This is a genomic window from Williamsia deligens (assembly GCF_024171765.1).
Taxonomy (GTDB): domain Bacteria; phylum Actinomycetota; class Actinomycetes; order Mycobacteriales; family Mycobacteriaceae; genus Williamsia_A; species Williamsia_A deligens.
On record NZ_JAMTCI010000004.1, the window covers coordinates 32,814 to 56,977 of the forward strand.

Consider the following 24,164-nt stretch of genomic DNA (forward strand, 5'->3'; position numbering starts at 1 on the left):
GGTGAGTGATGATTTTGTGACAAAACCAGATGACGCGGGACGTCGATCAGGACGCGGAGTGATCCCGCACAGTCGGCGACGCCATCTCCGTCAGCACGGAGGTCAACTGCTCGAATGCCGGCAGGGCGACGACGATCGCCTCCCGTGCTGCCGGATCCATCCGGGTGAGGGCGTCGGCGAGCAGCGTGCGACTGGTCCTGTCGTATCGGCGCAGCAGATCTCGCGCATGCGGTGTGGCCCGGATCGCCACACGACGCAGGTCCCCGTCGACGGGCTCACGCGCCAGCAGTCCGTGACGCACCATCGTGGTGACGAGGTTGCTGGCGGTGGGTCGCGCCAACCCCAGACGATCGGCCAGAGCGCTCGAGGTGACGGTCGACTCGGTGACGAGCACCCGCAGGACCTCGATCTGCGCCTCGGGCAGGTCCGGCAGATCGGCGGCGAGACGCACCGCGCGCAGGACCGCACGGCGCAGCGGACCCGTCATCTGCCCCAGCCGCGTCGCGTCGTCCGACATCGCCATCGCTACCTACCCCTGCTAATAGTTTTGTGGCAAAATTAATTGCATGTCGATCACCACCTCGGTCTCCGAACCCGTACCTCCCCAGGACCTCGACGGCATCGTCGGCCACCGTTTCATCTACACCTACGCCAACGGATGGCAGTACGAGATGTACGTGAAGAACGCGACGACGATCGACTATCGCATCCACAGCGGCATGGTGGGTGGCAGGTGGGTCAAGGACCAGGAGGTCGACCTGGTCGCCCTCGACGACGACGTCTACAAGGTCTCCTGGAACGAGCCGACCGGCACCTCCGTCGTCGTCACCGTGCTCCCGGGCAGGCGTCGGCTGCACGGCACCATCTTCTTCCCCAAGTGGGTGGAGGACGACGGGTCGAAGACCGTCCTGTTCCAGAACGAGCACCTCGACGAGATGCGGACGTTCCGCGACGCGGGCCCGACCTACCCGATCTTCGTGGTACCCGAGTTCGCCCACATCACGTTGTTCGAGCATGTCGGCGTCGACGACGAGACGGTCATCTCCGTGGCGCCGGGCGACCTGCCGGACGGGTTCGCCGACCGCACGAACTGATGCCACCGACCCCGCCCCGACTGCGGTTCACCACGCGGCTCACGGTCGAGGTCGCCCCTCCCGTCGACCTGGGTGATCTGCCGTCGGGGCACCGTCGGGTCGTGCCCATCGTGGGCGGACGTGCGGCCGGCCCGTCGGTGAACGGCGTCATCCGGCCCGCCGGCGCCGACATGCAGACCCTGCGGGCCCCCGACCTGATGGACCTCGACGCCGAGTACCTGATCGACACCGACGACGGGGCAGTCGTCGCGGTGCGCAACCGCGGCGTGCGCGTCGCCTCACCCGAGGACACGGCGGCACTGCTGCGCGGCGACCCCGTTCCTGCCGAGCGGGTCCACTTCCGCACCGTCCCGGTGCTGCTGTCGGATCACCCCGACTGGACCTGGCTCGCCCGGACCGTGTTCGTCGCGACCGCCCTGCGACATCCTGATGTCGTCGAGGTCGACGTCTTCGCCGTCATCTGACCCGCCGCGCCCCACGAACGGGCGAGCCCGTCACCTGTGCTGCGGCGCCCCGCCCAGCCGCGCCACCGCGGCGTCGACGTCGAGCCGCGGGTCGAGCACCGCCGCAGCGCGGACCGCGGCCGAACCCACCTCGACCAGCCACGTCACCATGTCGTCGACCGCGAGTGCGCACCCTGACCGGACCCACCGGATCGAGGCCTCGTCCACCGCCGCGACGATCGTCCGACCGATCAGGTCGACGGTGACATCGTCCGGCGCGACACCGAGGTTCTCGACCAGTGCGGTCAGCACGCGGTCGCGACCCGCCTGCGATGCGCCGCGGACGTCGGCGTCCTGCGACCGGCCGCCCTCGATCAGTCTCGTCGCCAGCGCGGGGTGCTCGGCGATGTATCGCAGGTGGGCACGCAGCCCCGCCCGGATGGCGTCACCCGGCTCGTCGACCACTCCCGCGACGAACGCCGAGTCCATCTCCGCGACGACCCCGTCGAGGACAGCCCGGTACAGGCCCTGCTTGGAGCCGAAATGGTGGAACAACAGGCCGTGCGCCACTCCCGCTCGCGCGGAGATGTCCGCGACGGTGACCTCCCCGAACTCCCGCTCGGCGAACAACTCCGCAGCGGCTGTGAGGAGACGCTCGCGCGTCGCGGCCTTCTGCTCGGCGCGCGTCATCGACGTCGCGGCGTCGCTCGAGCCGTCCTCGGACCGTGGCACGCAGCCGATCCTACGAGACCGCGCACCGGGCATCACGCCGTCGACCGTCGTTCGTTGACTGACGTTCAGCGAACCCGTACCGTGCGGTGACGGGGATCTCACAACAGAGGAGGGTCGATGGCGACCAGATTGATCCGCTACGTCGTCGAGGGTTCGACGTATTGGGGCACCGTGGTCGGGGACGACGTCGTCGCCCTCACCGACGACTACCCGACGACCGGCGCGCTGCTCGAGAGCGGCCGCGCCGACTGGCAGTCCGCCGCCGAGCGCCCGGCGACGCACACACTGTCCGAGGTCGACGTGATCTCCCCCATCACCGTCCCGTGCCGGGTCATGTGCCAGGGCGCGAACTACCGACAGCACGCGATCGAGTCCGGGATGGACCCCGACAACCGGGCGTTCAACCTGTTCTTCGACAAGACCGACGCGTCCGTGACGGGGCCCTACGATCCCGTCACCCGGCCACGGCACGTCCAATTGCTCGATCATGAGATCGAGCTCGGTCTCGTGATCGGGACGACGATCGACGGGCCGGTGACCATCACCGACGCAGACCTGCCGCGGTACGTGGCCGCGGTGACCATCGGCAACGACCTCTCCGCCCGTGACGTCCAACTGCCGCAGGGTCAGTACCTGAAAGGCAAGAGCTACCGCGGGTTCTGTCCGCTCGGACCCGAACTGCTCGTCCTCGACGAGGCGGACTACGCCCTGCTCGACGACCTGACGCTGGAACTGCGCGTGAACGGCGAACTGCGCCAGACCGACTCCACCGCCAACCTGCTCTACCGCCCCGCGGAGTCGCTGTCGGAGTTGAGCACGTTCTGCAACCTCTCCCCCGGCGACGTCGTGCTGACCGGGACCCCACACGGCACCGCCGCGAAGTCGCCACCGGCCCTGGTCCGCCGGCTCGCCACCGCGATCCTGCCGGAACACGTGATGTGGCAGCTGTTCATCAAGCGCAACACCTCCGGGCCGTTCCTACGGCCCGGCGACACCGTCAGCGCATCCATCAGGACTCCCGACGGTTCCCTCGACCTGGGTGAACAGCGCACGCCCATCGTCGCCGACACCGCAACGGACGGAGCATCCCGATGACCACACCCGCACCCAGCGACACCGCCCTCGCACCGGACATCCTGGCCCACTACGTCATCAAGACGCCCCGGGCGACGGAGATGATCGACTGGTACCGGACGGTCTTCGGCGCCCGCGTCGTCCACGAGGACGGTCAGATCGCCTTCCTCACGTGGGACGAGGAGAGTCATCGTCTCGCCCTGGTGAAGATCCCGTCCATCGTCCGCCGCCTCTTCCCGTTGGCGAAGCTGAAGCGGAAGGTGCTCGGGGTCGACCACCTCGCCTTCACGTACTCGTCGCTGGAGAGGCTGCTGCTCAACCACGAGCGACTCGCCGCACGCGGCATCCATCCGGTCTGGTCCATCAACCACGGCCCGACCACCTCGCTCTACTACGAGGACCCCGACGGCACCCGGCTCGAGTTCCAGGTGGAGAACTTCCCCACCCCGGAGGAGACCGCGGCGTTCTTCGACAGCACGGAGTTCGCCGACAACCCGATCGGCGTGACGATCGACCCGGCGTACCTGTTGGAGCGCATCCGCGCCGGTGAGCGCCCCGAGGCGCTGACGCATCGCCACGCGGGCGTGCGCCCCGGCACGAAGCCCCGTGTCAACAAGCGGGCCATCACCTTCCGGACACTGTGAGCACGAGGAGTCAGGTCCCGGTCGTCATCTGCGGGGCAGGCGCCTCGGGTGCCACGCTCGCCCTGCTGCTGGCGTCACGAGGGATTGCCTCCACGGTCCTCGACCGACGCCGCGATCCGCTCGCACATCCCGCGGCTCACGTCATCAACGCCCGGTCGCTGGAGATCTGGCGCGAGATCGGTTCCGGGCTCGCGGAGGAGATCGCGGCCATGTCGCCGCCGATCGAGGACGTCAACCTCATCCGGTGGTGCTCCACCGTCGGCGCACCGGCGTTCGGCGAGATCGACCTGTTGTCCGAACCCGAGCAACTCGAGCGGGTCCGGTCCCACAGCGACCACCTGATCTCACACGTCGGACAGCATCTGCTGATGCCCGCGCTCTGGCGTCGAATCGACGACGAGCCCCTCGTCGACTTCCGTCGCGGGACAAGGGTGACCGGACTGACGCAGGACGGCACCGGCGCCACCGTGCACACCGACACCGGCGATGTGTCCGCGCCGTACGTGGTCGCGGCCGACGGGGCGAACAGCGCCCTACGCGACGCGGTCGGGGTCACCCTCACCGGACCGGTCCTGGCCCGGATGGGCAGCGCGTTCTTCCGATCCCCCGACCTGCACCCCGCCGAGCGTCCCCTGCTCACGTGGATCTACCAGCCGCGCTTCGCCGGCGTGCTCATCGCACACGCCGACGACCACTACATCCTGATGGGCACCTACCTGCACCCGCAGCAGCCGATGGCGGCCGACCCCGAGCGCTACTGGTCGCAGACGCTGCCCGCTGTCCTGGGCGCGGACAACACCTATGAGATGGTCTCGACCGGGACCTGGATGATGACGTCGCAGACGGCATCGGAGTTCCGCAAGGACCGGGTGCTGTTCATCGGCGATGCGGCCCACCGATTCCCGCACACCGGGGGCTACGGGTTGAACAGCGGCGTGCAGGACGCACACAACGTGGCCTGGAAGATCGACGCCGTGCTGAACCACGGCGCCGACGACGCGCTGCTGGACACCTACGAGATCGAACGCCGACCCGTCGTCGAACGATTCGCCGAGCACAGTGTCCGCAACCACTTCCACCTCGACGAGGTGACACGACACTTCGGTGCGACGAACTCGATGCTCCACCGCGCCACCACCGCGATGGGACGGGCGCCGTTGACGTGGTTGCCGGACCCGCTCGCGGCCCGGCTGTCCGAGGGCGTGGTCCGCGGCGGGCTGTCGCGGACGGCGATCCTGGGGCGGGACTCCGCACGTGCACGGCGTGTCCGGGCGCGCGCCGCCGAGGCCATCCCGTCGCAGCTGCCCCACTTCGTCTCGACCGGACTGGAGTTCGGCTACCGCTACGGCGGTCCGCTGATCGACGGGGGTGATCGACGGACGGAGGAGACCTCCCCGGACGACGTCGTCGAATACGTACCGGCCGTACGCGTCGGTGGTCGGCTCCCCCATCTACCCGTGGCCGTCGGCGACAACCGGACGTCACTGCTGCAGATGGTCGACCCGGACCCGACGACGATCACCCTCGTCACGTCCACTCCCCTCGACTGGCAGACGCGACTCGGCGAGCGCGTCCCGGCGGGCATGCGGCTGTCCGTCGTCGACCTGACCGCGATCTGCGCGGACCCCGACGCTGCTGCCCGCATACTGGGAACAGCGCGTGGAGGTGCCGTCGCCGTCCGTTGCGACGGCCACATCATCTGGTGCTCCGAGGACGCCGCGGAGGATTCCTCGGCGTCGCTCGTCGCACTGCTCGAGACGCGCTGGGCGCCGCTGGTGACCACCGCGACGGCCCACGGGCACGACCGACCGGAGGGCATCCGCCATGACCACCAGCGCTCCTGACACCGCCGTGACCACTCCCGACCGCGTCGCGCTGGACGCGATCGCCGACCGCGTCCTCTGGACGTCGACGGCGATGATCCACCACGCCAACCGGGTTCGACCGAACCCCAGCGGGTTGAAGGTCGGCGGGCATCAGGCCTCGTGCGCCTCGATGGTGCACATCATGACCTCGCTGTGGTTCGGGCAGCTGCAGGCGGGTGACCGGGTGTCGGTGAAGCCCCACGCCTCGCCGGTCCTGCACGCGATCAACTTCCTGCTCGGTGACCTCGACGAGCGGTGGCTGCCGACGCTGCGCGAGTACGGCGGTCTGCAGTCCTATCCGAGCCGGACCAAGGATCCCGACCGCGTCGACTACTCGACCGGCTCGGTCGGCATCGGCGCCACGGCGCCCCTGTGGGGGGCGATCGCCCGGCGCTACGTCGACACCACCTTCGGGACCACCGGCACGGGACGGCAGTACTCGCTCGTCGGGGACGCCGAACTCGACGAGGGCGCGGTGTGGGAGGCGATCCTCGACCCGTCCGTCGCCGACCTCGGCGAGATCGTGTGGATCGTCGACATGAACCGTCAGTCGCTGGACCGGGTGGTCCCGAACATCGCCGCCCGGCGACTGGAGGACATGTTCTCCGCCGCGGGGTGGCAGGTCCTCACCGTCGCATTCGGACGCACGTTGGAGACCCTGTTCGCCCGCGAGGGTGGCGACGCGCTGCGCCGGCGGATCCTCGACATGCCCAACCCCGAATACCAACGGCTGCTGCGATGCTCGGCCGACGAGGTCCGCACCCGCCTACCGGGCGAGGGCCCCGACGCCGATCGGATCGCGGCGGTCGTCGCCGATCTCGACGACGCGTCTCTCGTGTCCGCGGTCTCCAATCTCGGTGGCCACGACATCGACGCCCTGCGGGACGCCTACGCGCGCATCGACGACCACCGCCCGACGGTGATCCTGGCCTACACGGTGAAGGGCTTCGGCCTGCCGATCCAGGGACATCCGCAGAACCACTCGTCGCTGTTGAGCATCGAGCAGTTCGCGGACCTGGCGACGACGCTCGATGAGGACACCGAGAACCCCTGGCGACGATTCGATCCCGACTCCTCCGAGGGTCGGATCTGCACGGACACGGCACGGCGTCTCGAACGACCGCCCGTGCCGCCGCTCCCGCGCCTCGAGGTGCCCCGCGACGTCGACCGGACGCCGTCGGCCACCTCCACCACCCAGGCCGCCCTGGGCCGCGTCCTGCTCGACCTGTCCCGGGAGGCACCGGAGATCGCCGAACGGGTGGTGACCGTCAGTCCGGACGTCAGTTCGACGACGAACCTCGCCGGGTGGCTGAACAAGGTCGGGGTGTGGTCGGCCGCGGAACGACAGGACTGGTTCGCCGACGACGCCGAGACGATCATGCACTGGCGCGAACGGCCGACCGGACAGCACATGGAGCTCGGCATCGCCGAGACCAACCTGGTCGGACTGCTCGCCGAACTCGGGGCCACCTGGAGTCGCTGGGGCCAGCCGTTGCTGCCGATCGGGGTCCTGTACGACCCGTTCGTCGAGCGCGCTCTCGAGCCGTGGTCGTTCGGCGTCTACGCCGGTGGCCAGTCCATCCTCGTCGGCACCCCGTCGGGGGTCAGCCTGGCATCCGAAGGCGGTGCACACCAGTCGGTCACGACACCGTCGGTCGGTCTCGAGCAGCCGGGCTGCATCACCTACGAACCGGCCTTCGCGATCGAGGTGCAGTGGATCCTGTTGGACTGCCTGGCCCACCTCGGACGTCCCGACGGCCGTTCGGCGTACCTGCGCCTGTCCACGCGACCCGTCGAACAGCATCTGGCCGACATCCCCGCGGACCCGGCCGCCCGTGAGCGACGACGCCGTCAGGTCGTCGCCGGCGCGTACGTCCTGCGATCGGCCGACATCCCCGCCGCGACCCTGGTGACGATGGGGGCGATGGCGACCGAGGCGATCCGCGCCGCGGATCGACTGGCGGACATGGGGATCGACGTGGACGTCGTCTGCGTGACCAGCCCCGGGTTGCTGTTCGCGGCACTGCAGGCCCGCGACGGTCGGCACGACTCCCCCACCTGGATCCTCGACAGCGTGTTCCCCGCCGACCGCGCGGCACCCATGGTGACCGTCCTGGACGGGCACCCGCACACCCTCGCGTTCCTCGCGACGATCAACCGGGTCCCCCTGAAGGCCCTGGGGGTCGCGAGTTTCGGACAGGCCGGCGCCCTCGACGACACGTACCGACACCACGGGATCGACACCGACAGCATCATCCGCGCGACCCTCGACGCCGTCAGCTGACGGCGGCCCGAGCCTGCACGGCACGGCGGGCGTCCTCGGCGACGAGGTCGGCGTTGATGTGCGCCCCGGCCAGCGCTCCCTGCGCCGCGGACGCGCCGACCTGGGCCATCAGATCGGTCACGTTGCCCGCCACCCACACCCCCGCGGTGTCCGTCTGGCCGGTGGGCCCCGCGGGGATGTGATGACCGACGCCCATCGAGTGCTCGACAGGTACCAGACCGATGTCGCGGGCGAAGTCGACGCGGGCCTGGAGTGTCGTGGCGACCGCGAGGGCGGTGCGGGCCACCAGCGACCCGTCGTCGAGGCGGACGCCGGTGAGCCGCCCGTCCCGGGTGTCGAGCGCGGTCACGACGCCGTCGACGACGGTCACGTCGAGCGCGGCGAACTGCTCCGCGAGGTCCGCCGGCAGCGACATCCCGTTCGTGAAGTAGACGATGTCGTCCGACAGCTGTCGGAACAACAGCCCGTGATGCGGCGAGGCGGGGCCGGTCGCAAGCACACCGATCGCCGTGTCGCGCACCTCCCACCCGTGACAGTAGGGACAGTGCAGGACGTCGACACCCCAGAGGTCGGCCATCCCGGGGATCGGCGGGAGGACGTCGACGAGACCCGTCGCGATGAGCACGCGGCGCGCACGCAGCACCCGCCCACCGCGCAACGTGACGACGAGTGCGGACGCATCGTCCCGCCGCAGGGAGGTGACCCGGTCCTGCACCACCGCACCGCCGTAGCCCTGCACCTCGGAGCGACCCGCGGCCAGCAACTCCGCCGGGGGCATGCCCTCCCGGCCGAGCAGTCCGTGCACGCCGTGCGCCGGGGCATTGCGCGGTTCCCCGGCGTCGACGACGATCACCTGCCGCCGCGACCGCACCAGCATGAGAGCGCCGTTGAGCCCGGCGGCCCCACCGCCGATCACCACGACATCTGCGTCGTACCCGTTCATGTCACTCCTGTCCGTCGCCCGACCACCGCGGTCTGTTCACGATCATCAGCGACAAACGTCGCTTTCAGCAAACATCTTCCCGGTTATGGCACACTCGCGACCATGGACCACGAGACCGACCAGGCCATCGCCGCGGCGGGTCCCCGCCTGCGCGAACTCCGTCAGCACCGTGACCTCACGCTCGAGGAGGTGTCGACGCAGACCGGGATCTCGCGCAGCACGCTGTCCCGACTGGAGTCCGGCGGTCGGCGCGCGAGCCTCGAACTGCTGCTCCCGCTGGCGCGCGTGTACGGCGTGACCCTCGACGAGCTCGTCGACGCACCGTTCACCGGGGATCCGCGGGTCGCGTTGCGCGCGACCCGCGCCGGTGATCGGACCGTCCTGCCGTTGACCCGCCGGCCGGGTGGCATCCAGGCGTTCAAGATCGTCCTCGACCCGTCCGACCCCGGCGTCGAACCGTCGCCCCGCACCCACACCGGGTACGAGTGGCTTTACGTCCTCGACGGCCGGTTGCGCCTCGTCCTCGGCGAGCACGACGTCGTCCTGACCGCCGGCGAGGCCGCCGAGTTCGACACCCGACTCCCCCACTGGTTCGGCACCGCCGACGGCCGGGCGGTCGAGTTCCTCAGCCTGTTCGGCAAACAGGGCGAGCGCGCCCACCTGCGTGCCGCGCCGCCGGGGCGTCAGACGCCGACGTAGGCCGCGAGGTGTTCCCCGGTCAGCGTGGAGCGTGCGGCGACGAGATCGCCGGGTGTCCCCTCGAACACGACGCGCCCACCGTCGTGTCCGGCACCGGGCCCGAGATCGATGATCCAGTCCGCATGTGCCATCACGGCCTGGTGGTGCTCGATGACGATCACGCTGCGGCCGGCGTCGACGAGCCGGTCGAGCAGACCGAGGAGCTGCTCCACGTCGGCGAGGTGCAGCCCGGTCGTGGGCTCGTCGAGGACGTAGACGTCGCCCGTGGCGCCCATCTGTGACGCGAGTTTGAGCCGCTGACGTTCTCCCCCCGACAGCGTCGTCAGTGGCTGCCCCAACCGCAGATAGGCCAGGCCCACGTCGTCGAGCCTCGCGAGGATCTTCTGTGCCGCGGGGACCTTCGACTCCGCGGCCGCGAAGAACTCACCCGCCTGCGCGACCGACATCGACAACACCTCGCTGATGTCACGGCCGTTCAGTGTCAACTCGAGGACCTCCGCGAGGAACCGTCGTCCCTCGCAGACCTCGCACGTGGTCGCGATGCCCGCCATGATCGCCAGGTCGGAGTAGACGACCCCGGCACCGTTGCAGGCCGGGCACGCACCCTCGGAGTTGGGCGAGAACAGCGCGGGTTTCACGCCGTTGGCCTTCGCGAACGCCTTGCGGATCGGCTCGAGCAGGCCGGTGTACGTCGCCGGGTTGCTGCGGCGGGACCCTTTGATGGCGGCCTGGTCGATCGTGACCACGCCGTCCCGGCGCGCGACGGAACCGGTGACCAGAGAACTCTTGCCTGACCCCGCAACACCGGTGACGACGACGAGGACACCGAGTGGGATGTCCACGTCGACGTCCCGGAGGTTGTGGGTGGTCGCACCCCGGACCTGCAGGCTGCCGGTGGGCGTGCGGACGGTGGGCTTCACGCTCGACCGGTCGTCGAGGTGGCGACCGGTGACGGTGTCACTCGCACGCAACTCCTCGACCGAACCGGTGAAGGTGATCGTCCCGCCCTCGGTGCCCGCGCCGGGTCCGAGGTCGACGACATGGTCGGCGATGGCGATGGCCTCGGGCTTGTGCTCCACCACCAGGACGGTGTTCCCCTTGTCGCGCAACGCGATCAGCAGGTCGTTCATCCGGGCGATGTCGTGCGGGTGGAGGCCGATGGTGGGTTCGTCGAACACGTAGGTGATGTCGGTCAACGACGACCCGAGATGGCGGATCAGCTTGGTGCGCTGCGCCTCTCCGCCGGACAGCGTGCCGGCGGGGCGATCGAGCGACAGGTAGCCCAGCCCGATCTCGACGAACGAGTCGAGGGTCTGCCGCAGCGCGGTGAGCAACGGCGCCACCGACGGTTCGTCGAGCGCGGCGACCCAGTCGGCGAGGTCACTGATCTGCAGAGCACAGACGTCGGCGATGCTCTTGCCACGGATCAGCGAGGACCGGGCGAGCGCGGACAGCCGGGTCCCGTCGCAGTCCGGGCAGGTGTCGAAGGTGATCGCCCGGTCGACGAACGCCCGGATGTGCGGCTGCATCGCCTCGCGGTCCTTGCTGAGCATGGACTTCTGGATCTTGGGGATCAGCCCCTCGTAGGTGACGTTGATGCCCTCGACCTTGATGCGCGTCGGTTCCTTGTAGAGCAACGCGTCGAGCTCACGCTTGGTGAACTGCGCGATCGGCGTGTCCGCGTCGAAGAACCCGCAGCCCCGGAAGATGCGGCCGTACCAGCCGTCCATCGTGTAGCCGGGGATCGTCAGTGCGCCCTCCGAGAGGGACTTCGAGTCGTCGTAGAGCGCGGTGAGGTCGAAGTCGGACACAGCACCCCGACCCTCGCACCGCGGGCACATCCCGCCGGTGACCTCGAACGACGCCCGCTGCTTCACGGTGCGCCCGGCCTTCTCGACGGTCACGGCGCCGGCACCGCTCACCGATGCGACGTTGAACGAGAACGCCTGCTGCGAACCGATGTACGGGGTCCCGAGCCTGCTGAAGAGGATGCGCAACATCGCGTTGGCGTCGGTCGCGGTGCCGACGGTGGACCGGACGTTCGCGCCCATGCGTTCCTGGTCGACGATGATCGCCGTCGTCAGGTTCTCGAGGAGGTCGACGTCGGGACGGGCGAGCGTGGGCATGAAGCCCTGCACGAAGGCGCTGTAGGTCTCGTTGATCATCCGTTGGGACTCGGCGGCGATGGTGCCGAAGACGAGGGAGCTCTTGCCGGAGCCGGACACACCGGTGAACACGGTCAGTCGACGCTTGGGCAGGTCGAGATCGACGTCGCGCAGGTTGTTCACGCGTGCACCGCGTACGCGGATCAGATCGTGCGCGTCGGCGACATGTGTTCCCGCGGTGGTCATGCGAGGAACCCTAACGGGCGTCGGGGTGGACCACCTCGGCGTCGCCGAACGTCATCGACAGGTGGCCGATGGAGGACGACATGAGGGTCGTCCCGATGTCGAGTCCACGGAGTTCGTCGGCGATGGGATGGTCCCCCAGCGAGATGCGTGCGCCACCCGGTCGCGTCCGGACCGAGGCGGCACGCATCGTCCACGGCGTCGCGCGCAGGGTGGAGTCGAGGTGGGAGTAGGCGGTCAGGGTCGTCGACGAGGACGAGTCCGGCACCGACAGACCCCGCCCCAGTCGGAGGTCGACGATCTCGCGGCCGTCGGCGCGCACGCTGCCGTGGGGTCGCACGGATCGGTGGCGGCAGTCGAAGTCGGCGAGGGTCTTCGGGAACCCCCAGATCTCGCGCCCCGCCGCGAGGGTGAAGTCACCGTCGACCGGGAGCCGGTGGATGTAGGCGCACACCTCGCCACGCAGCAGTGCGCGCATCCCGCTCGCCCCCGCGCCGGGTCGGTGGTGGTGCACCAGGAAACAGACACCGAACTCGTTGTACGGGCCCAGGTCACCGTCGACGTAGTCGACGAACACGATCGCGCACAGTGCACGGCCCGGACGCCAGGTCATGGCGCTCAACCCCGTCGGCTCGAGCAGCGTCGCGACGGCCTCGGCCGAGACCGAGACCATCGCCGTGAACGCCGTCGCGTGCCGGATCTCGACCGGCGACGCCACCTCCCGCCCCAGGACCGTGTACGTCTCGGCTCGCGCTGTCATGGTCGTGTCCACCTCTCGTCGCGGACCAGACAAACACGACGGGTGGTCCCGGTGCGGCGAATTGCGATACCGGCGGTCTCGAATGGGGCACCATCGCCTCATGAGCAGGCGCGCATCGTTCGTCCGGGTCGTCGCCGCATACGTGCTGGCGCTCGCGGTCGCGGTGCTGTGGCTGGGGCTCGGTCCGCGGACGTCGTCGGCTCTGTGGGACGCGGGAATCGCCGACGTCCTCGCGACGCTGGTCGTGTTCCTCGCGAGCCGTGTGCACCACAACTCGAGCTTCTACGACGCGTACTGGAGTGTGGTCCCGCCGCTGCTCGCCGTGTACTGGTGGTGGCGCTCCGACGCCGGGATCGCCGACGCCGCGGCCTGGGCGACGGTGGTCGTCGTGATGATCTGGGCGGTGCGGTTGACCGCCAACTGGGCGATCGGGTTCCCGGGTCTGCACCATGAGGACTGGCGGTACCCGATGCTGCGGGAGCGGGCCGGACGGTGGGGGTTCGCGGCCGACCTCGTGGCGATCCACCTGATCCCCACGGTGCAGGTGTTCCTGGGCTCGATCCCCCTGTACCTCGCCGTCACCCGACGCCCTGTCGACCTGCCGTGGTTGGTGGTGCTCGCGGCGATCGTGACGCTCGCGGCGATCGCCCTCGAGTGGGCGGCCGATCATCAGATGCGACGGTTCGTGGCCGTCAAGGAGCCGGGCCAGGCGATGGATCGCGGACTGTGGGCGTGGTCGCGTCACCCCAACTACTTCGGCGAGTTCGGGTTCTGGCTGGGCCTCTATCTGCTCGGGGCCGCCGCTGCACCGGCCGACGCGTGGTGGTCCTGGATCGGCGCCGGCGCGATGCTCGCCATGTTCCTCGGTGCCAGCATCCCGATGATGGAGGAGCGCAGCCTCGCCTCGCGGCCGACGTACGCCGAGGTGATCGAGCGGGTTCCGCGGTTCGTCCCCCGCCCACCACGGTCCGCCGCGTCGCGGTGAGCCGCCCGACCGTCGTCGTCGCGGGCATGGGCGACGTCGGGGTGCTCACCGCGATGCATCTCGCCCCCCACGTCGACGTCGTCGGGGTCGGACCGTCGCCCGGACTGGTCAGCGGCCAGGAACTCGGCCTGCGTCTGAGCGACCCCCTGCGGTGGTCGCGCGACTACTGGGTTCCCTACGACCGCTTCCGGAGGCTCGACGGCGTCGAGATCGTGCACGGCACCGTCGATTCCGTCGACGCCCGCGACAGGACGGTGGCCGTCACCGCCGCCGACGGTGGACGGACCACCCGATCGTGGGACGCGCTGGTGATCGCCACCGGTGTCACGAACGGCTTCTGGCGGTCACCGGACGTGGCCGACGCCGACGAGGTGGACCGGCGGTTGCGTGCGCACCACGAGACGATCGGTGCCGCGCGGACCATCGCGGTCGTCGGTGGCGGTGCGGCCGCCGTCGCCGCCGCGGCCGGGATCGCCGCACGGACACCCACCGCGACGGTGGGACTGTGGTTCCCGGGCGAGCGAGCCCTCGTCGGCCATCACGTGCGGACATGGTCGACGGTGCGGACCCGCCTCGTCGATCTCGGCGTGAGCCTGCACCCCGGACATCGGGCGGTCGTGCCGATGGGCGCGGACCGCGCCGACATCGGGCCCGGCGTCGTCGAGTGGTCGACGGGTCAGGATCCCGTCGCCGCCGATGCCGTCGTGTGGGCGATCGGTCGCGCGACACCGCACACCGGATGGCTCCCCGACGAGATTCTCGACCCGGCGGGTTTCGTCCGCGTCGACGAGCACCTCCGCGTGCCGGGCATGCCCCATGTGTTCGCGGTCGGCGACGTGGCCGCCACCGACGTGCTGCGGGGGTCGGCGCGCAATCGTGCCGACCGGCTGGTCGCCCGCAACGTCCGCGCCGACCTGGCCGGTCGTCGTCTGCGCCGCTACCGCCCGCGCTCGACGCGGTGGGGATCCGTGCTGGGTCCCCAGGACGACGGACTGGAGATCTTCACCCCCACCGGCCACGGCATCCGCATCCCCCGATGGGCGCACGACCGCGTCCTGCGCCCCTGGGTGGTGTCCCGCGGGATCTACGGCGGCATACGCGACTGACCCCGACCGTCCGGCGGACGGTCGGGGTCAGGATGTCGGTGTGCCCTGGGGTCAGCTCTTGGCCGGACCTGTGAGCTCCAGTGCGATGTTGTCGGGATCGCGGAACTCGAGGATCGAGATGCCGCCGGCGTCCTTGATCTCGCCGTGCTCGACACCCAGTCGGTCGAGGGTGGCGACCGCGTCCTCGAGTGCCGAGTAGCTGTCGACCGAGAAGCTCACGTGATCCAGTCCGGTCCGGTCCTCGTCGAACGCGTCGTCCCCGACGGGCCGCAGGCCGAACAGACCACCCGGGAACTGGTAGATCACCCCGCCGAAGAGGAACCAGAGCTGGTCCTGGGTGTCCTGATCCGCGTCGTCGGGCAGTTCGTAGGCGACATCGAACCCGAACACGTCGTCGTAGAACTTCCGCGACGCGGCGATGTCGCGCACCGTGATCCGCACGTGGTGGAAAGCCGTTGCTGCGATGGTCACAATCGCTCCTTGCAGTTGGATGGCGCTCGGCTCGTCGGTGAGCCGGGCACACTGGGGTCATGGGTTCCAAGACACGATCGACGGCAGTTCATTCCCTCGCCCTGCTGCTGTGCCTCGGCCTGGTGTCGGCATGCGGCGACGGGGACGGATCGGGATCGGGCTCGGCGGGCACCTCGTCGACACCGGTCGCGGCCGAGCCCGCGGTGGCCCCGGCACCGACCACCCGGCCCGTCGGGACCATCGTGGCCGTGGGCAACGAGCCCGAGGGCGTGCAGGTCGGCACCGCCGGGATCGCCGCCGTCGGCGTCCGTCGACCCGACGGGATCGCGTTGGTGGACGTGGCCCGGCAGGCGGTCATCCGCACCGTCCCCACCCAGGGCGCGCCCCGCCATCTCGAACTGGCGACACCGGACGGGCCCGTGATCCTGCCGCTGGAGACGGCCGACATCGTCACCACGATGACGTTCGACGGACAGTTCGGACCGATCGCGCGCAACGTCGGCAACCTCCCGCACGACGTCGTCCTCACGTCCGACGGCACCTACGTGGGTACCAACGAACACGGTGGCGGTGCCCTGTTCATCAAGGACGGTCGGGTGGTCGCGTCACTGCCGGCCGGCCCCCCACAACCCGGCGGCGTCGCCGCGGTCGGCCGATACGCGGCGATGGCCGACGTCCAGGGCAACGGGGTCTTCGTCTACGACGGCACCACGCGCACGGAGGTGGCGACCAAACGCATCGGCGTCCGACTCACCCATGCGCAGGCGCTCTCCGACGGACTCGTCGCGTTCGCCGACACCGACGGCGGCGCCGTCCTCGTCGAGCGGATCACCCCCCAGGTCGTCGACGTCGCCCGGATACCCACTGCCGGCAAGCCCTACGGGTTGGCCTACCAGGCCGCCACGAAGACCCTGTTCGTCACGTCCACGGCCACCAACACGCTGCAGGTGATCGACATGAGCGATCCGGCCCGCCCCCGCGTCCGTGGGACGGTTCCAACCGTGCAACAACCCAATTCGGTCGCCGCGGACCCGACGACGGGGACCGTGCTGGTGACCGGCAGCGCCCCCGGCGGCGCCAGCTCCCTGCAGTTCATCTCCGCGAACCTGCTGCCCCGCTGACACGACGATGCCCCCGGCGAGAACGCCGGGGGCATCGCGGTGATCGGGGTCGCCTCAGCCGATGCTGAAGGGGCGTCCGTAGAACGTGACCTGCTTGTCGACGTTGGAGGTGCGCACGCGCACGACCGCGATCGAGCGGGCCTGGGCGTACCCGGCGCAGCCGGTCAGCTGCAGCTGAGAGCCGGTGTAGCTGAGCTTGAGCTTGGTGCCCTCGTAGTCGACGTTGTTGGTGTACTGCTGTGCGCCGAAGTCGTCGGCCTTCTCCACCTGGTTGATGTAGTACTGCGTCGCCTGCCCCGGTCCGAGGACGAGCGACGTGTTCGCGCCGCTGCCGGTGGCGCTGCTGGTGCCGGCGAGGTTCTCGGTGGTGGCGCCGGTGCCGCCGCCCGACACGCTCGAGATGTTGACCTGGCAACCGACGATGTACCCGGCCTGGATGCGGATCTTCGCCTTCTTGCTGGAGGTCACCTGGTACCGCGCGGAGACCTGCGCGGCGCGGTGCAGTGGGGTGCCGCCCAGCGACGGTGCCACGACCGCCGTCTCACCCGTGCGGGTGATCGACACCTTGGTGCCGTCCTGGAGGGTGGTGCTCTGGGCCTGGTCGGGCAGCTTGACGAAGACGTCGGCGTTGGCCGAGCCCTGTGCCAGCAGCGCGGCGGTCGCCGCGAGGGCTGCGCTGGTGCCGGCGACCCCGAGTGCGCGGCGAGAAACCTTGTGGGACATGTTCATCGTTTCCTTGTGTCTCTGCGGTTCGTGGATGGTGGGGTCAGCCGATGGAGAACGGCTTGCCGTACAGGGTGACCTTCTGCTGGTCCTCACCCGTGGTCTCGACCACGGAGAACGACCGGGCCTGCGCGTACCCGCCGCAGCCCTGGACCTGCAGCTGTGCGCGGTCGTAGGAGATGTAGTAGGTGCCCTTCTTCTCGATGTTCTTCGAGTTGACGACCACGAAGGACACCGCGCCGGGCGTCAGCGGGAGCGAGAACGACCCGTTGAGGGTGGCGGTGGGCAGGGCCGCGCCGATGTTGTTGACCGACAGGCCGCCGCCGAGCGTCAGGTTCCCGACCGCGACCTGGCAGCCGACGATGTAGCCGGTCGACAGGGTGGCCGCGGCACCGTTGGTCTCGGTCGAGTTCGTCCCGAGAGTGCCGGAGGTGGAGCTGCTCTCGCTCTGGGCGCCACGGTTCGGGCCGGCCTTCTTGGCCTGCAGGTTCGGGGCGGACAGGGTGATGTCAGCGGAGACCCACGCGGTCCGACCGATGCCGTTCGCGGCGAGCGACGGCGAGATCTGGGCGGTCTCGTTGCTGCGGGCGAGGACGATGCCGTCGTCACCGCGGATGGCGCCGTTGGGCAGCTTGACGAAGGTGTCGGCGTTGGCCGCGCCCTGCGACACGAGACCGACGGCCGTCGCGCCGATCACGGCCATCGTCCCCAGCGAGGCTGCTCGCCGGAGCGCGGTGGAGTTCTTGCTCATCTGATCCTCTTTCGGATACTCGGTGCGCCCCGAGACGGGGCGTGAGTTCGTGACATGAACGGAACCGACAGCGCGGCCTCGGGGCTCGCCGTGCTGGTGTCGATCGGCAGAATCGTCATCGAGTCAGGCGAACACCCGGTGAACGACGTCCGGTGTTTCGGTGACATGACCGCCGGTTTCCCGTGAACGGGCCGAGATTCCGGTCACGAAACCGGTCAAACCGTAACCGTAAGCGTCGCTGAGGATTTGAGACCACTGATCGGCCATCCGCTGTTCATCGCGACGTTCCCACACGGTCCGAGAAATCGGACACACGTACTAGAGTTCGCGTCGCCCGCCGCGGGACGTGAGCATGTCGTAGGCCGTCTCGGCGTGCTCGGCGTCGTCGATGCCGTCGAGTTCGTCCTGGGGGTCGGCGCGGACGCCGATGGTCCGCTTGAGGACGGTCGCGATGATCGCCGTGGCGAGGGTCGCGTACAGCCCGACGGCGAGCACCGCGACGATCTGCCGCCACAGCTGGTCGACGCCGCCGCCGTAGAAGAGGCCGTCGACGCCGGCCGGCGCCGAGGCGCTCGCGACGAGACCGATCATCACGGTTCCGACGACACCGGCTACGAGGTGCACACCGACGACGTCGAGCGAGTCGTCGTATCCGAGCCGATATTTCAGCTCGATCGCGAGGGAGCTGACCGCGCCGGCCACGATGCCGATGGCGATGGCACCGATGGGCGTCACGGACGAGCAGGACGGTGTGATGGCGACCAGTCCGGCGACCACGCCGGACGCCGCGCCGAACGAGGTGGGCTTGCCGTGGCGGGCCTTCTCGACCACCAGCCAGCTCAGCAGGGAGACCGCGCCGGCGCCCATGGTGTTGATCAGGGCGACAGCCGCGGTGCCGTCGGCGGCGAGCGCGGAGCCGGCGTTGAAACCGAACCACCCGAGCCACAGCAGGCCGGCGCCGAGCATCACGGCGGGCAGGTTGTGCGGGCGCATGGGATCACGCGGCCACCCACGCCGCCTGCCGACGATGATGGCCAGGGCGAGCGCCGAGGCGCCCGAGTTGACCTCGACGGCGGTACCACCGGCGAAGTCGATCGCCTTGAGATGGTTCGCGATCCACCCGCCGTGCTGCGAGGCCAACCCGTCGAGAGCGAAGACCCAGTGCGCCACGGGGAAGTAGACGAACGTCGCCCACAACGCCGCGAACACCAGCCACGCCGTGTACTTCATCCGGTCGGCGACGGCACCGGCGATGAGCGCGACGGTGACCATCGCGAAGCCGGCCTGGAACATCACGAACACCACCGCGGGGATGGTGCCGACGAGCGGGATCGACACCGTCGCACCATTCGTCGCGAGGTAGGTCCCGGTGACGAGGCCTCGCAGGCCCGCGAAGTCGGTCGGGTCGCCGATGACCCCGCCGATGTCGTCACCGAACGCCAGGGAGTAGCCGAACACCACCCACAGCACCCACACGACGCCGACGGCCGACAGGCACATCATCATCATGTTCAGGACCGACTTGGCGCGCACCATCCCGCCGTAGAAGAACGCCAGCGCGGGCGTCATCACGAGAACCAGTGCGGCGCTCGTCATCACCCATGCGGTGTTGGCAGCGTCCGGCGCTCCGAGCAGCGGGTACCCCACGTCCGTCGTTCCCCCGCCGCGATCAGACCGTGGCCGTCAGGCGCGCGGCGAGGAGCTTCGCGAACTGCGCGGGATCGTCGAGTTCGCCGCCCTCGGCGATGACCGCGGTGCCGTACAGCAGGCGGGCGGTGTCGGCCAGGGACGCGTCGTCCTTCTTCTCCCCCACCGCATCACGCAGCGTCGTGACGAGGGGATGGTCCGGGTTGAGCTCGAGGATCCGCTTCGACGGCGGGATGAACTGCCCCGAGGCCCGGTAGAGCTTCTCGAGTTGCGGGGAGAAACTGAAGGTGTCGCCCACGAGGCATGCGGGCGAGTCCGTCAGTCGCGTGGACAGACGCGTCTGCGACACGTGGTCGGACAGGGTCTCGGTGAGCCACGCGGTGAGGTCGGCGAACTGCTCCTCCCGTTCCGCGCGCTCCTTGTCCGCCGAGTCCTTCTCCTCCTGGGTCTTGCCCTCGTCGTCGTCGAGGTCGACCTCGCCCTTCGCGATCGACCGCAGGGGCTTGCCCTGGAAGTCGGTGACGTTGCCGGTCCACACCTCGTCGACGGGATCACCGAGGAGCAGCACCTCGATGCCGCGCGCACGGAACGCCTCCATGTGCGGCGAGTTCTCCATCGCTGACCGCGACTCGCCGGTGATGTAGTAGATCTCGGACTGGTTGGGCTTCATCCGCGCGACGTAGTCCTCGAGCGAGGTGGTCGCCTCCGGGTCGTGGGTGGAGTCGAACGCCGAGATCGCGAGGATGGCCTCGCGGTTGTCGGCGTCGGCGATGAGCCCCTCCTTCACCGCCCGACCGAACTGCGTCCAGAACGTCGTGTAGTCGTCGGGGCGCTGTGTGCGGATGTCCTTGATCGTCGACAGCACCTTCTTGGTGAGTCGACGACGGATGGCACGGATCTGACGGTCCTGCTGCAGGATCTCGCGGGACACGTTGAGCGACAGGTCCGCCGCGTCGACGACACCCTTGACGAACCGCAGGTACTCGGGGATGAGCTCCTCGCAGTCGTCCATGATGAAGACGCGCTTGACGTACAGGTGGATGCCGTGGGACCGCTCCCGCATGAACAGGTCGAACGGCGCCTGCGACGGGATGAACAGCAGCGCCTGGTACTCGAAGGTCCCCTCGGCGCGCAGCGAGATCGTCTCCAGCGGCTCGTCCCACGCGTGGCTGACGTGACGGTAGAACTGGGTGTACTCCTCGGCGTCGACCTCGTCCTTCGGGCGGGCCCACAACGCCTTCATGGAGTTCAACGTCTGCGTCTCCACGACGGTCCGCTCGGTCGGCTCGGCGTCCTCGTCGCCCTCGCCGGACTCCGTGTCGACAGCCTCCACCTTCTCGGTCCGCTCGACGTCCATCCGGATCGGCCACGCGATGAAGTCGGAGTACCGCGTCACCAGTTCGCGGATCTTGGCGTCCGAGACGTAGTCGTACAGGTGGTCGTCGGTGTCGACGGGCTTGAGGTCGAGCGTGACCGAGGTGCCCTGGGGCGCGTCGTCGACGGTCTCGATCGTGTAGGTGCCCTCACCCGAGGACCGCCAGCGTGTGCCCTCGGACTCCCCCGCCTTGCGGGTCACCAGCGTGACGGTGTCGGCGACCATGAACGTCGAGTAGAAGCCGATGCCGAACTGCCCGATCAGATCCGACGACGCGGCGGCGTCCTTCGCCTCGGTCAGGCGGGCGCGCAGTTCGGCGGTGCCGGAGCGCGCCAGGGTGCCGATCAGCCCGACGACGTCGTCGCGCGACATGCCGATCCCGTTGTCGGAGATGGTCAACCGGCGGTTCTCGGTGTCACGGCTGATCGTGATGTGCAGGTCGGAGGTGTCCGCCTCGAGGTCCTTGTCCTGGTAGGCGGCCAGGCGGAGCTTGTCGAGCGCGTCGGATGCGTTCGACACCAGCTCACGCAGGAAGCTGTCCTTGTTCGAGTAGACCGAGTGGACCATCAGGTCCAGGAGCTGACGGGTCTCGGCCTGGAATTCGCGTTCTTCGGCGGGCGCGTTCACGACTGCGGTCTCCTGTGTCACCTCGGCCGGTGGGGACCGGCCGTACTGGTCGATCGTCTCGGACACCGTGTGGCGCAGGTGTCCGGCCGGTGACTTCTCCGGCACGGGGATGTTACCGATTCGCCCGACCCCACCTGGACCGGCCCCGCGCACCCACCACCGTCGTGTAAGCCGGTGACGAGAAGATCGCGGACGTCCGCTGCGCGGGCCCGTGACCGGCACCGACACCGAAGGAACCGCTGTGACCGATACGTCCGGATCTCTTACCGACGACGACGCGAACACCCACCTGGCCCCGGCGTACACCGGCCGCCTCTCCCGTGAGCGGATCCCGGCGCTGCGCCTGCCCGAGAACTCGATGGACCCCGACGCGGCCTACCGCTTCATCCACGACGAGATGATGTTCGACGGGGCGTCGAGGATGAACCTGGCCACCTTCGTCACGACGTGGATGGATCCCCAGGCCGAACGGTTGATGGCCCAGACCTTCGACAAGAACATGATCGACAAGGACGAGTACCCGGCGACGTCCGCGATCGAGTCGCGGTGCGTGTCGATGGTCGCCGCCCTGTTCAACGCCCCCGATCTCGACCCGTCGGATCCGTCGAGCGCCACCGGCGTATCGACCATCGGGTCCAGTGAGGCCGTGATGCTCGCCGGGCTGGCGCTGAAGTGGCGGTGGCGGGCCGGTGGTGAGCGCACGGGCACACCGAATCTCGTCCTCGGGTCGAACGTGCAGGTGGTGTGGGAGAAGTTCTGTCGCTACTTCGACGTCGAGGCCCGGTACCTGCCCGTCGAGAAGGGCCGCTACGTCATCACCCCCGAGCAGGTCACCGACGCCGTGGACGACAACACGATCGGCGTCGTCGCGATCCTGGGCACCACCTTCACCGGCGAGCTGGAACCCGTCGCGGAGATCGTCGCCGCCCTCGACGAGGTCGCCGCGTCGGGTGGCCCGGACGTCCCCGTCCACGTCGACGCGGCCAGTGGAGGGTTCGTCGTGCCGTTCCTCGACCCCGAGCTGCAGTGGGACTTCCGGCTCCCGCGGGTGAAGTCCATCAACGCCAGCGGTCACAAGTACGGGCTCACGTACCCCGGGATCGGCTTCGCCGTCTGGCGCACGCCCGAGGACCTCCCCTCGGACCTGGTGTTCCACGTGAACTACCTCGGCGGCGACATGCCGACCTTCACGCTGAACTTCTCCCGGCCGGGCAACCAGGTGATCGGGCAGTACTACAACTTCCTGCGTCTGGGCCGCGCCGGGTACACCGAGATCATGCAGGCCCTGTCCGACACCGCCCAGTGGCTGTCCCGGGAGATCGCGACGATGGACGAGTTCGAGGTGGTGACCGACGGCAGCGGCATCCCGGTGCTCACCTTCACCACGGCGGACGACGTCGGGTTCACCGTCTTCGACGTGTCCCGGGGGTTGTCGACCTACGGCTGGCAGGTACCCGCGTACACGATGCCCGACGACGCGACCGACGTCGCGGTGTTGCGGGTCGTCGTCCGTGAGGGCTTCTCGGGGGACATGGCGCGGCATCTCGCCGACAACCTGCGCACGGTGGTCGACGGGTTGCGCACCATCCACCGCGACGGACATCCACCCCGGCGCGAGCACTTCCACCACTGAGTGGGCCCCCGCCGGTCGTCAAGGGCCGGTCCGCGGGCACCTAGTGTGGGTGCAGCCCATCCGCACAGAGGAGGACCGTGTCCCCGACGTCCGTGCTGTTCGTCCACGCTCATCCCGACGACGAGTCCCTGTGGACCGGGGGCACCATCGCACGCCTCGTCGACGCGGGTGTCGCGGTGTCGGTGATCACCTGCACCTGGGCCGAGGGCACCAAGCGCCACACGGAACTTCAGCGGGCGCTCGCGACCCTGGGGGCAGGGCCGGCGGACGCACTCGGCTACGCCGACGGCGGATTCCCCGACAGCGCACCGGGCGCCGACCCCCTGTGTGCCGCAGATGTCGACGTGGCGATCGCGCGGATCGTCGCGCACATCCGCCGCGTGCGTCCCGAGGTCCTGGTGACCTACGACGCCTACGGCGTCTACGGACATCCCGACCACGTCCACACCAACCGACTCGCGCTGGCCGCGATCGATGCCGCGGCGTGCACACCGATGTACCCCCAGCACGGGCCCGCATGGCAGGTCGACTCGGCCTACCTGACGACCGTCCCGGTCTCGACGATGTCCGCCATCCGGTTCCGGATCGGTTCCGCCGACCCCGACGCGGCGCCGGCGGGGACACCTGACGACGCGATCGACCTGGAGGTCGACGTGACCGCGTGGGTGGACCGGAAGTGGTCGGCGATCATGGAGCACCGCAGCGAGATGGATCGCAGCACGGCACTCAAGGCGCTGCTCGCCCTCGACGAACCGACGCGCCGTCGCCTGCTGCGCGCCGAGTTCTATCTGCGCCGCGACCTCACACCCGGGGGCAGTCCGCTGCTGCCGACGGACTGA

Annotated in this window: 23 protein-coding genes; 13 read left to right on the plus strand and 10 right to left on the minus strand. The window is 69.4% G+C overall.

Annotated elements, in window-relative coordinates:
• Positions 1 to 46: 46 nt before the first annotated feature.
• The gene (locus tag LX14_RS19010) at positions 47 to 523 is read right to left on the minus strand and encodes a MarR family winged helix-turn-helix transcriptional regulator (RefSeq protein WP_253648954.1); all 477 of its coding nucleotides are present in this window, start codon (positions 521 to 523) and stop codon (positions 47 to 49) included.
• A 43-nt stretch (positions 524 to 566) separates the two neighbouring features.
• Between LX14_RS19010 and LX14_RS19015 the strand changes: the two genes are divergently transcribed.
• On the plus strand, positions 567 to 1,094 hold the full coding sequence (locus LX14_RS19015; RefSeq protein ID WP_253648955.1) for a phenolic acid decarboxylase: 528 nt from the start codon (positions 567 to 569) through the stop codon (positions 1,092 to 1,094).
• Positions 1,094 to 1,558, plus strand: coding sequence for a DUF3237 domain-containing protein (locus LX14_RS19020; RefSeq protein ID WP_253648956.1), 465 nt, complete (start codon positions 1,094 to 1,096; stop codon positions 1,556 to 1,558). The genes LX14_RS19015 and LX14_RS19020 overlap by 1 nt, the downstream gene beginning before the upstream one ends.
• 30 nt (positions 1,559 to 1,588) lie before the next feature.
• Here LX14_RS19020 and LX14_RS19025 read toward each other — a convergent pair whose 3' ends face one another.
• Entirely contained in the window at positions 1,589 to 2,269 is a 681-nt protein-coding gene (locus LX14_RS19025; protein WP_253648957.1) for a TetR/AcrR family transcriptional regulator, read from the minus strand.
• Between the two features lie 117 nt (positions 2,270 to 2,386).
• Between LX14_RS19025 and LX14_RS19030 the strand changes: the two genes are divergently transcribed.
• The 4 genes from LX14_RS19030 to LX14_RS19045 are packed head-to-tail and all read left to right on the plus strand — an operon-like array spanning position 2,387 to position 8,136.
• A complete protein-coding gene (locus tag LX14_RS19030) occupies positions 2,387 to 3,364 on the plus strand; it encodes a fumarylacetoacetate hydrolase family protein (RefSeq protein WP_253648958.1) in 978 nt (325 codons plus the stop codon).
• Positions 3,361 to 3,987, plus strand: coding sequence for a VOC family protein (locus LX14_RS19035; protein ID WP_253648959.1), 627 nt, complete (start codon positions 3,361 to 3,363; stop codon positions 3,985 to 3,987). The genes LX14_RS19030 and LX14_RS19035 overlap by 4 nt, the downstream gene beginning before the upstream one ends.
• Positions 3,984 to 5,831, plus strand: coding sequence for an FAD-dependent monooxygenase (locus tag LX14_RS19040; protein ID WP_253648960.1), 1,848 nt, complete (start codon positions 3,984 to 3,986; stop codon positions 5,829 to 5,831). Before LX14_RS19035 ends, LX14_RS19040 begins: the two co-directional genes overlap by 4 nt.
• A complete protein-coding gene (locus tag LX14_RS19045) occupies positions 5,812 to 8,136 on the plus strand; it encodes a thiamine pyrophosphate-binding protein (RefSeq protein WP_253648961.1) in 2,325 nt (774 codons plus the stop codon). Before LX14_RS19040 ends, LX14_RS19045 begins: the two co-directional genes overlap by 20 nt.
• Here LX14_RS19045 and LX14_RS19050 read toward each other — a convergent pair.
• Positions 8,129 to 9,079: an NAD(P)/FAD-dependent oxidoreductase gene (locus LX14_RS19050; protein ID WP_253648962.1), complete on the minus strand. Its 951-nt coding sequence runs from the start codon at positions 9,077 to 9,079 to the stop codon at positions 8,129 to 8,131. The genes LX14_RS19045 and LX14_RS19050 overlap by 8 nt on opposite strands.
• A 102-nt stretch (positions 9,080 to 9,181) precedes the next feature.
• Between LX14_RS19050 and LX14_RS19055 the strand changes: the two genes are divergently transcribed.
• Positions 9,182 to 9,778 carry a helix-turn-helix domain-containing protein gene (locus tag LX14_RS19055; protein WP_253648963.1) on the plus strand — a complete coding sequence of 199 codons (597 nt, stop codon included), beginning with the start codon at positions 9,182 to 9,184 and terminating at the stop codon, positions 9,776 to 9,778.
• On the opposite strand, the gene LX14_RS19060 is transcribed toward LX14_RS19055, so the two are convergent.
• Positions 9,763 to 12,129: an ATP-binding cassette domain-containing protein gene (locus LX14_RS19060; RefSeq protein WP_253648964.1), complete on the minus strand. Its 2,367-nt coding sequence runs from the start codon at positions 12,127 to 12,129 to the stop codon at positions 9,763 to 9,765. The two genes, LX14_RS19055 and LX14_RS19060, sit on opposite strands and share 16 nt — an antisense overlap.
• Before the next feature lie 10 nt (positions 12,130 to 12,139).
• Complete coding sequence (locus LX14_RS19065; protein WP_253648965.1) at positions 12,140 to 12,886, minus strand: acetoacetate decarboxylase family protein; 747 nt, start codon at positions 12,884 to 12,886, stop codon at positions 12,140 to 12,142.
• A gap of 100 nt (positions 12,887 to 12,986) precedes the next feature.
• Here LX14_RS19065 and LX14_RS19070 point away from each other — a divergent pair, with 100 nt between their 5' ends.
• Both LX14_RS19070 and LX14_RS19075 read left to right on the plus strand, forming a co-directional pair.
• The gene (locus tag LX14_RS19070; protein WP_253648966.1) at positions 12,987 to 13,871 is read left to right on the plus strand and encodes a DUF1295 domain-containing protein; all 885 of its coding nucleotides are present in this window, start codon (positions 12,987 to 12,989) and stop codon (positions 13,869 to 13,871) included.
• Entirely contained in the window at positions 13,868 to 14,977 is a 1,110-nt protein-coding gene (locus LX14_RS19075) for an FAD-dependent oxidoreductase (RefSeq protein ID WP_253648967.1), read from the plus strand. Before LX14_RS19070 ends, LX14_RS19075 begins: the two co-directional genes overlap by 4 nt.
• 51 nt (positions 14,978 to 15,028) lie before the next feature.
• Here the strand turns inward: LX14_RS19075 and LX14_RS19080 are convergent, their stop codons facing one another.
• A complete protein-coding gene (locus LX14_RS19080) occupies positions 15,029 to 15,448 on the minus strand; it encodes a VOC family protein (protein ID WP_253648968.1) in 420 nt (139 codons plus the stop codon).
• A 59-nt stretch (positions 15,449 to 15,507) separates the two neighbouring features.
• Between LX14_RS19080 and LX14_RS19085 the strand changes: the two genes are divergently transcribed.
• On the plus strand, positions 15,508 to 16,569 hold the full coding sequence (locus tag LX14_RS19085) for a YncE family protein (RefSeq protein ID WP_253648969.1): 1,062 nt from the start codon (positions 15,508 to 15,510) through the stop codon (positions 16,567 to 16,569).
• A gap of 54 nt (positions 16,570 to 16,623) precedes the next feature.
• On the opposite strand, the gene LX14_RS19090 is transcribed toward LX14_RS19085, so the two are convergent.
• Together LX14_RS19090 and LX14_RS19095 are read right to left on the minus strand one after the other, a co-directional pair.
• Positions 16,624 to 17,298, minus strand: coding sequence for an MspA family porin (locus tag LX14_RS19090; protein ID WP_253648970.1), 675 nt, complete (start codon positions 17,296 to 17,298; stop codon positions 16,624 to 16,626).
• A gap of 37 nt (positions 17,299 to 17,335) precedes the next feature.
• Entirely contained in the window at positions 17,336 to 18,043 is a 708-nt protein-coding gene (locus LX14_RS19095; RefSeq protein ID WP_253648971.1) for an MspA family porin, read from the minus strand.
• A gap of 54 nt (positions 18,044 to 18,097) precedes the next feature.
• Here LX14_RS19095 and LX14_RS20790 point away from each other — a divergent pair, with 54 nt between their 5' ends.
• Complete coding sequence (locus tag LX14_RS20790) at positions 18,098 to 18,229, plus strand: hypothetical protein (RefSeq protein WP_301283949.1); 132 nt, start codon at positions 18,098 to 18,100, stop codon at positions 18,227 to 18,229.
• A gap of 132 nt (positions 18,230 to 18,361) precedes the next feature.
• On the opposite strand, the gene LX14_RS19100 is transcribed toward LX14_RS20790, so the two are convergent.
• Both LX14_RS19100 and htpG read right to left on the minus strand, forming a co-directional pair.
• Positions 18,362 to 19,639, minus strand: coding sequence for an ammonium transporter (locus tag LX14_RS19100; protein WP_253649051.1), 1,278 nt, complete (start codon positions 19,637 to 19,639; stop codon positions 18,362 to 18,364).
• A gap of 73 nt (positions 19,640 to 19,712) precedes the next feature.
• Entirely contained in the window at positions 19,713 to 21,632 is a 1,920-nt protein-coding gene (htpG, locus tag LX14_RS19105) for a molecular chaperone HtpG (RefSeq protein ID WP_372505467.1), read from the minus strand.
• A 349-nt stretch (positions 21,633 to 21,981) separates the two neighbouring features.
• Here htpG and gad point away from each other — a divergent pair, with 349 nt between their 5' ends.
• Entirely contained in the window at positions 21,982 to 23,325 is a 1,344-nt protein-coding gene (gene gad / locus LX14_RS19110; protein WP_301283961.1) for a glutamate decarboxylase, read from the plus strand.
• Positions 23,326 to 23,402: 77 nt separating this feature from the next.
• Positions 23,403 to 24,164 (plus strand): PIG-L family deacetylase, encoded by a 762-nt coding sequence (locus tag LX14_RS19115; RefSeq protein WP_253648973.1) that lies wholly within the window; start codon positions 23,403 to 23,405, stop codon positions 24,162 to 24,164.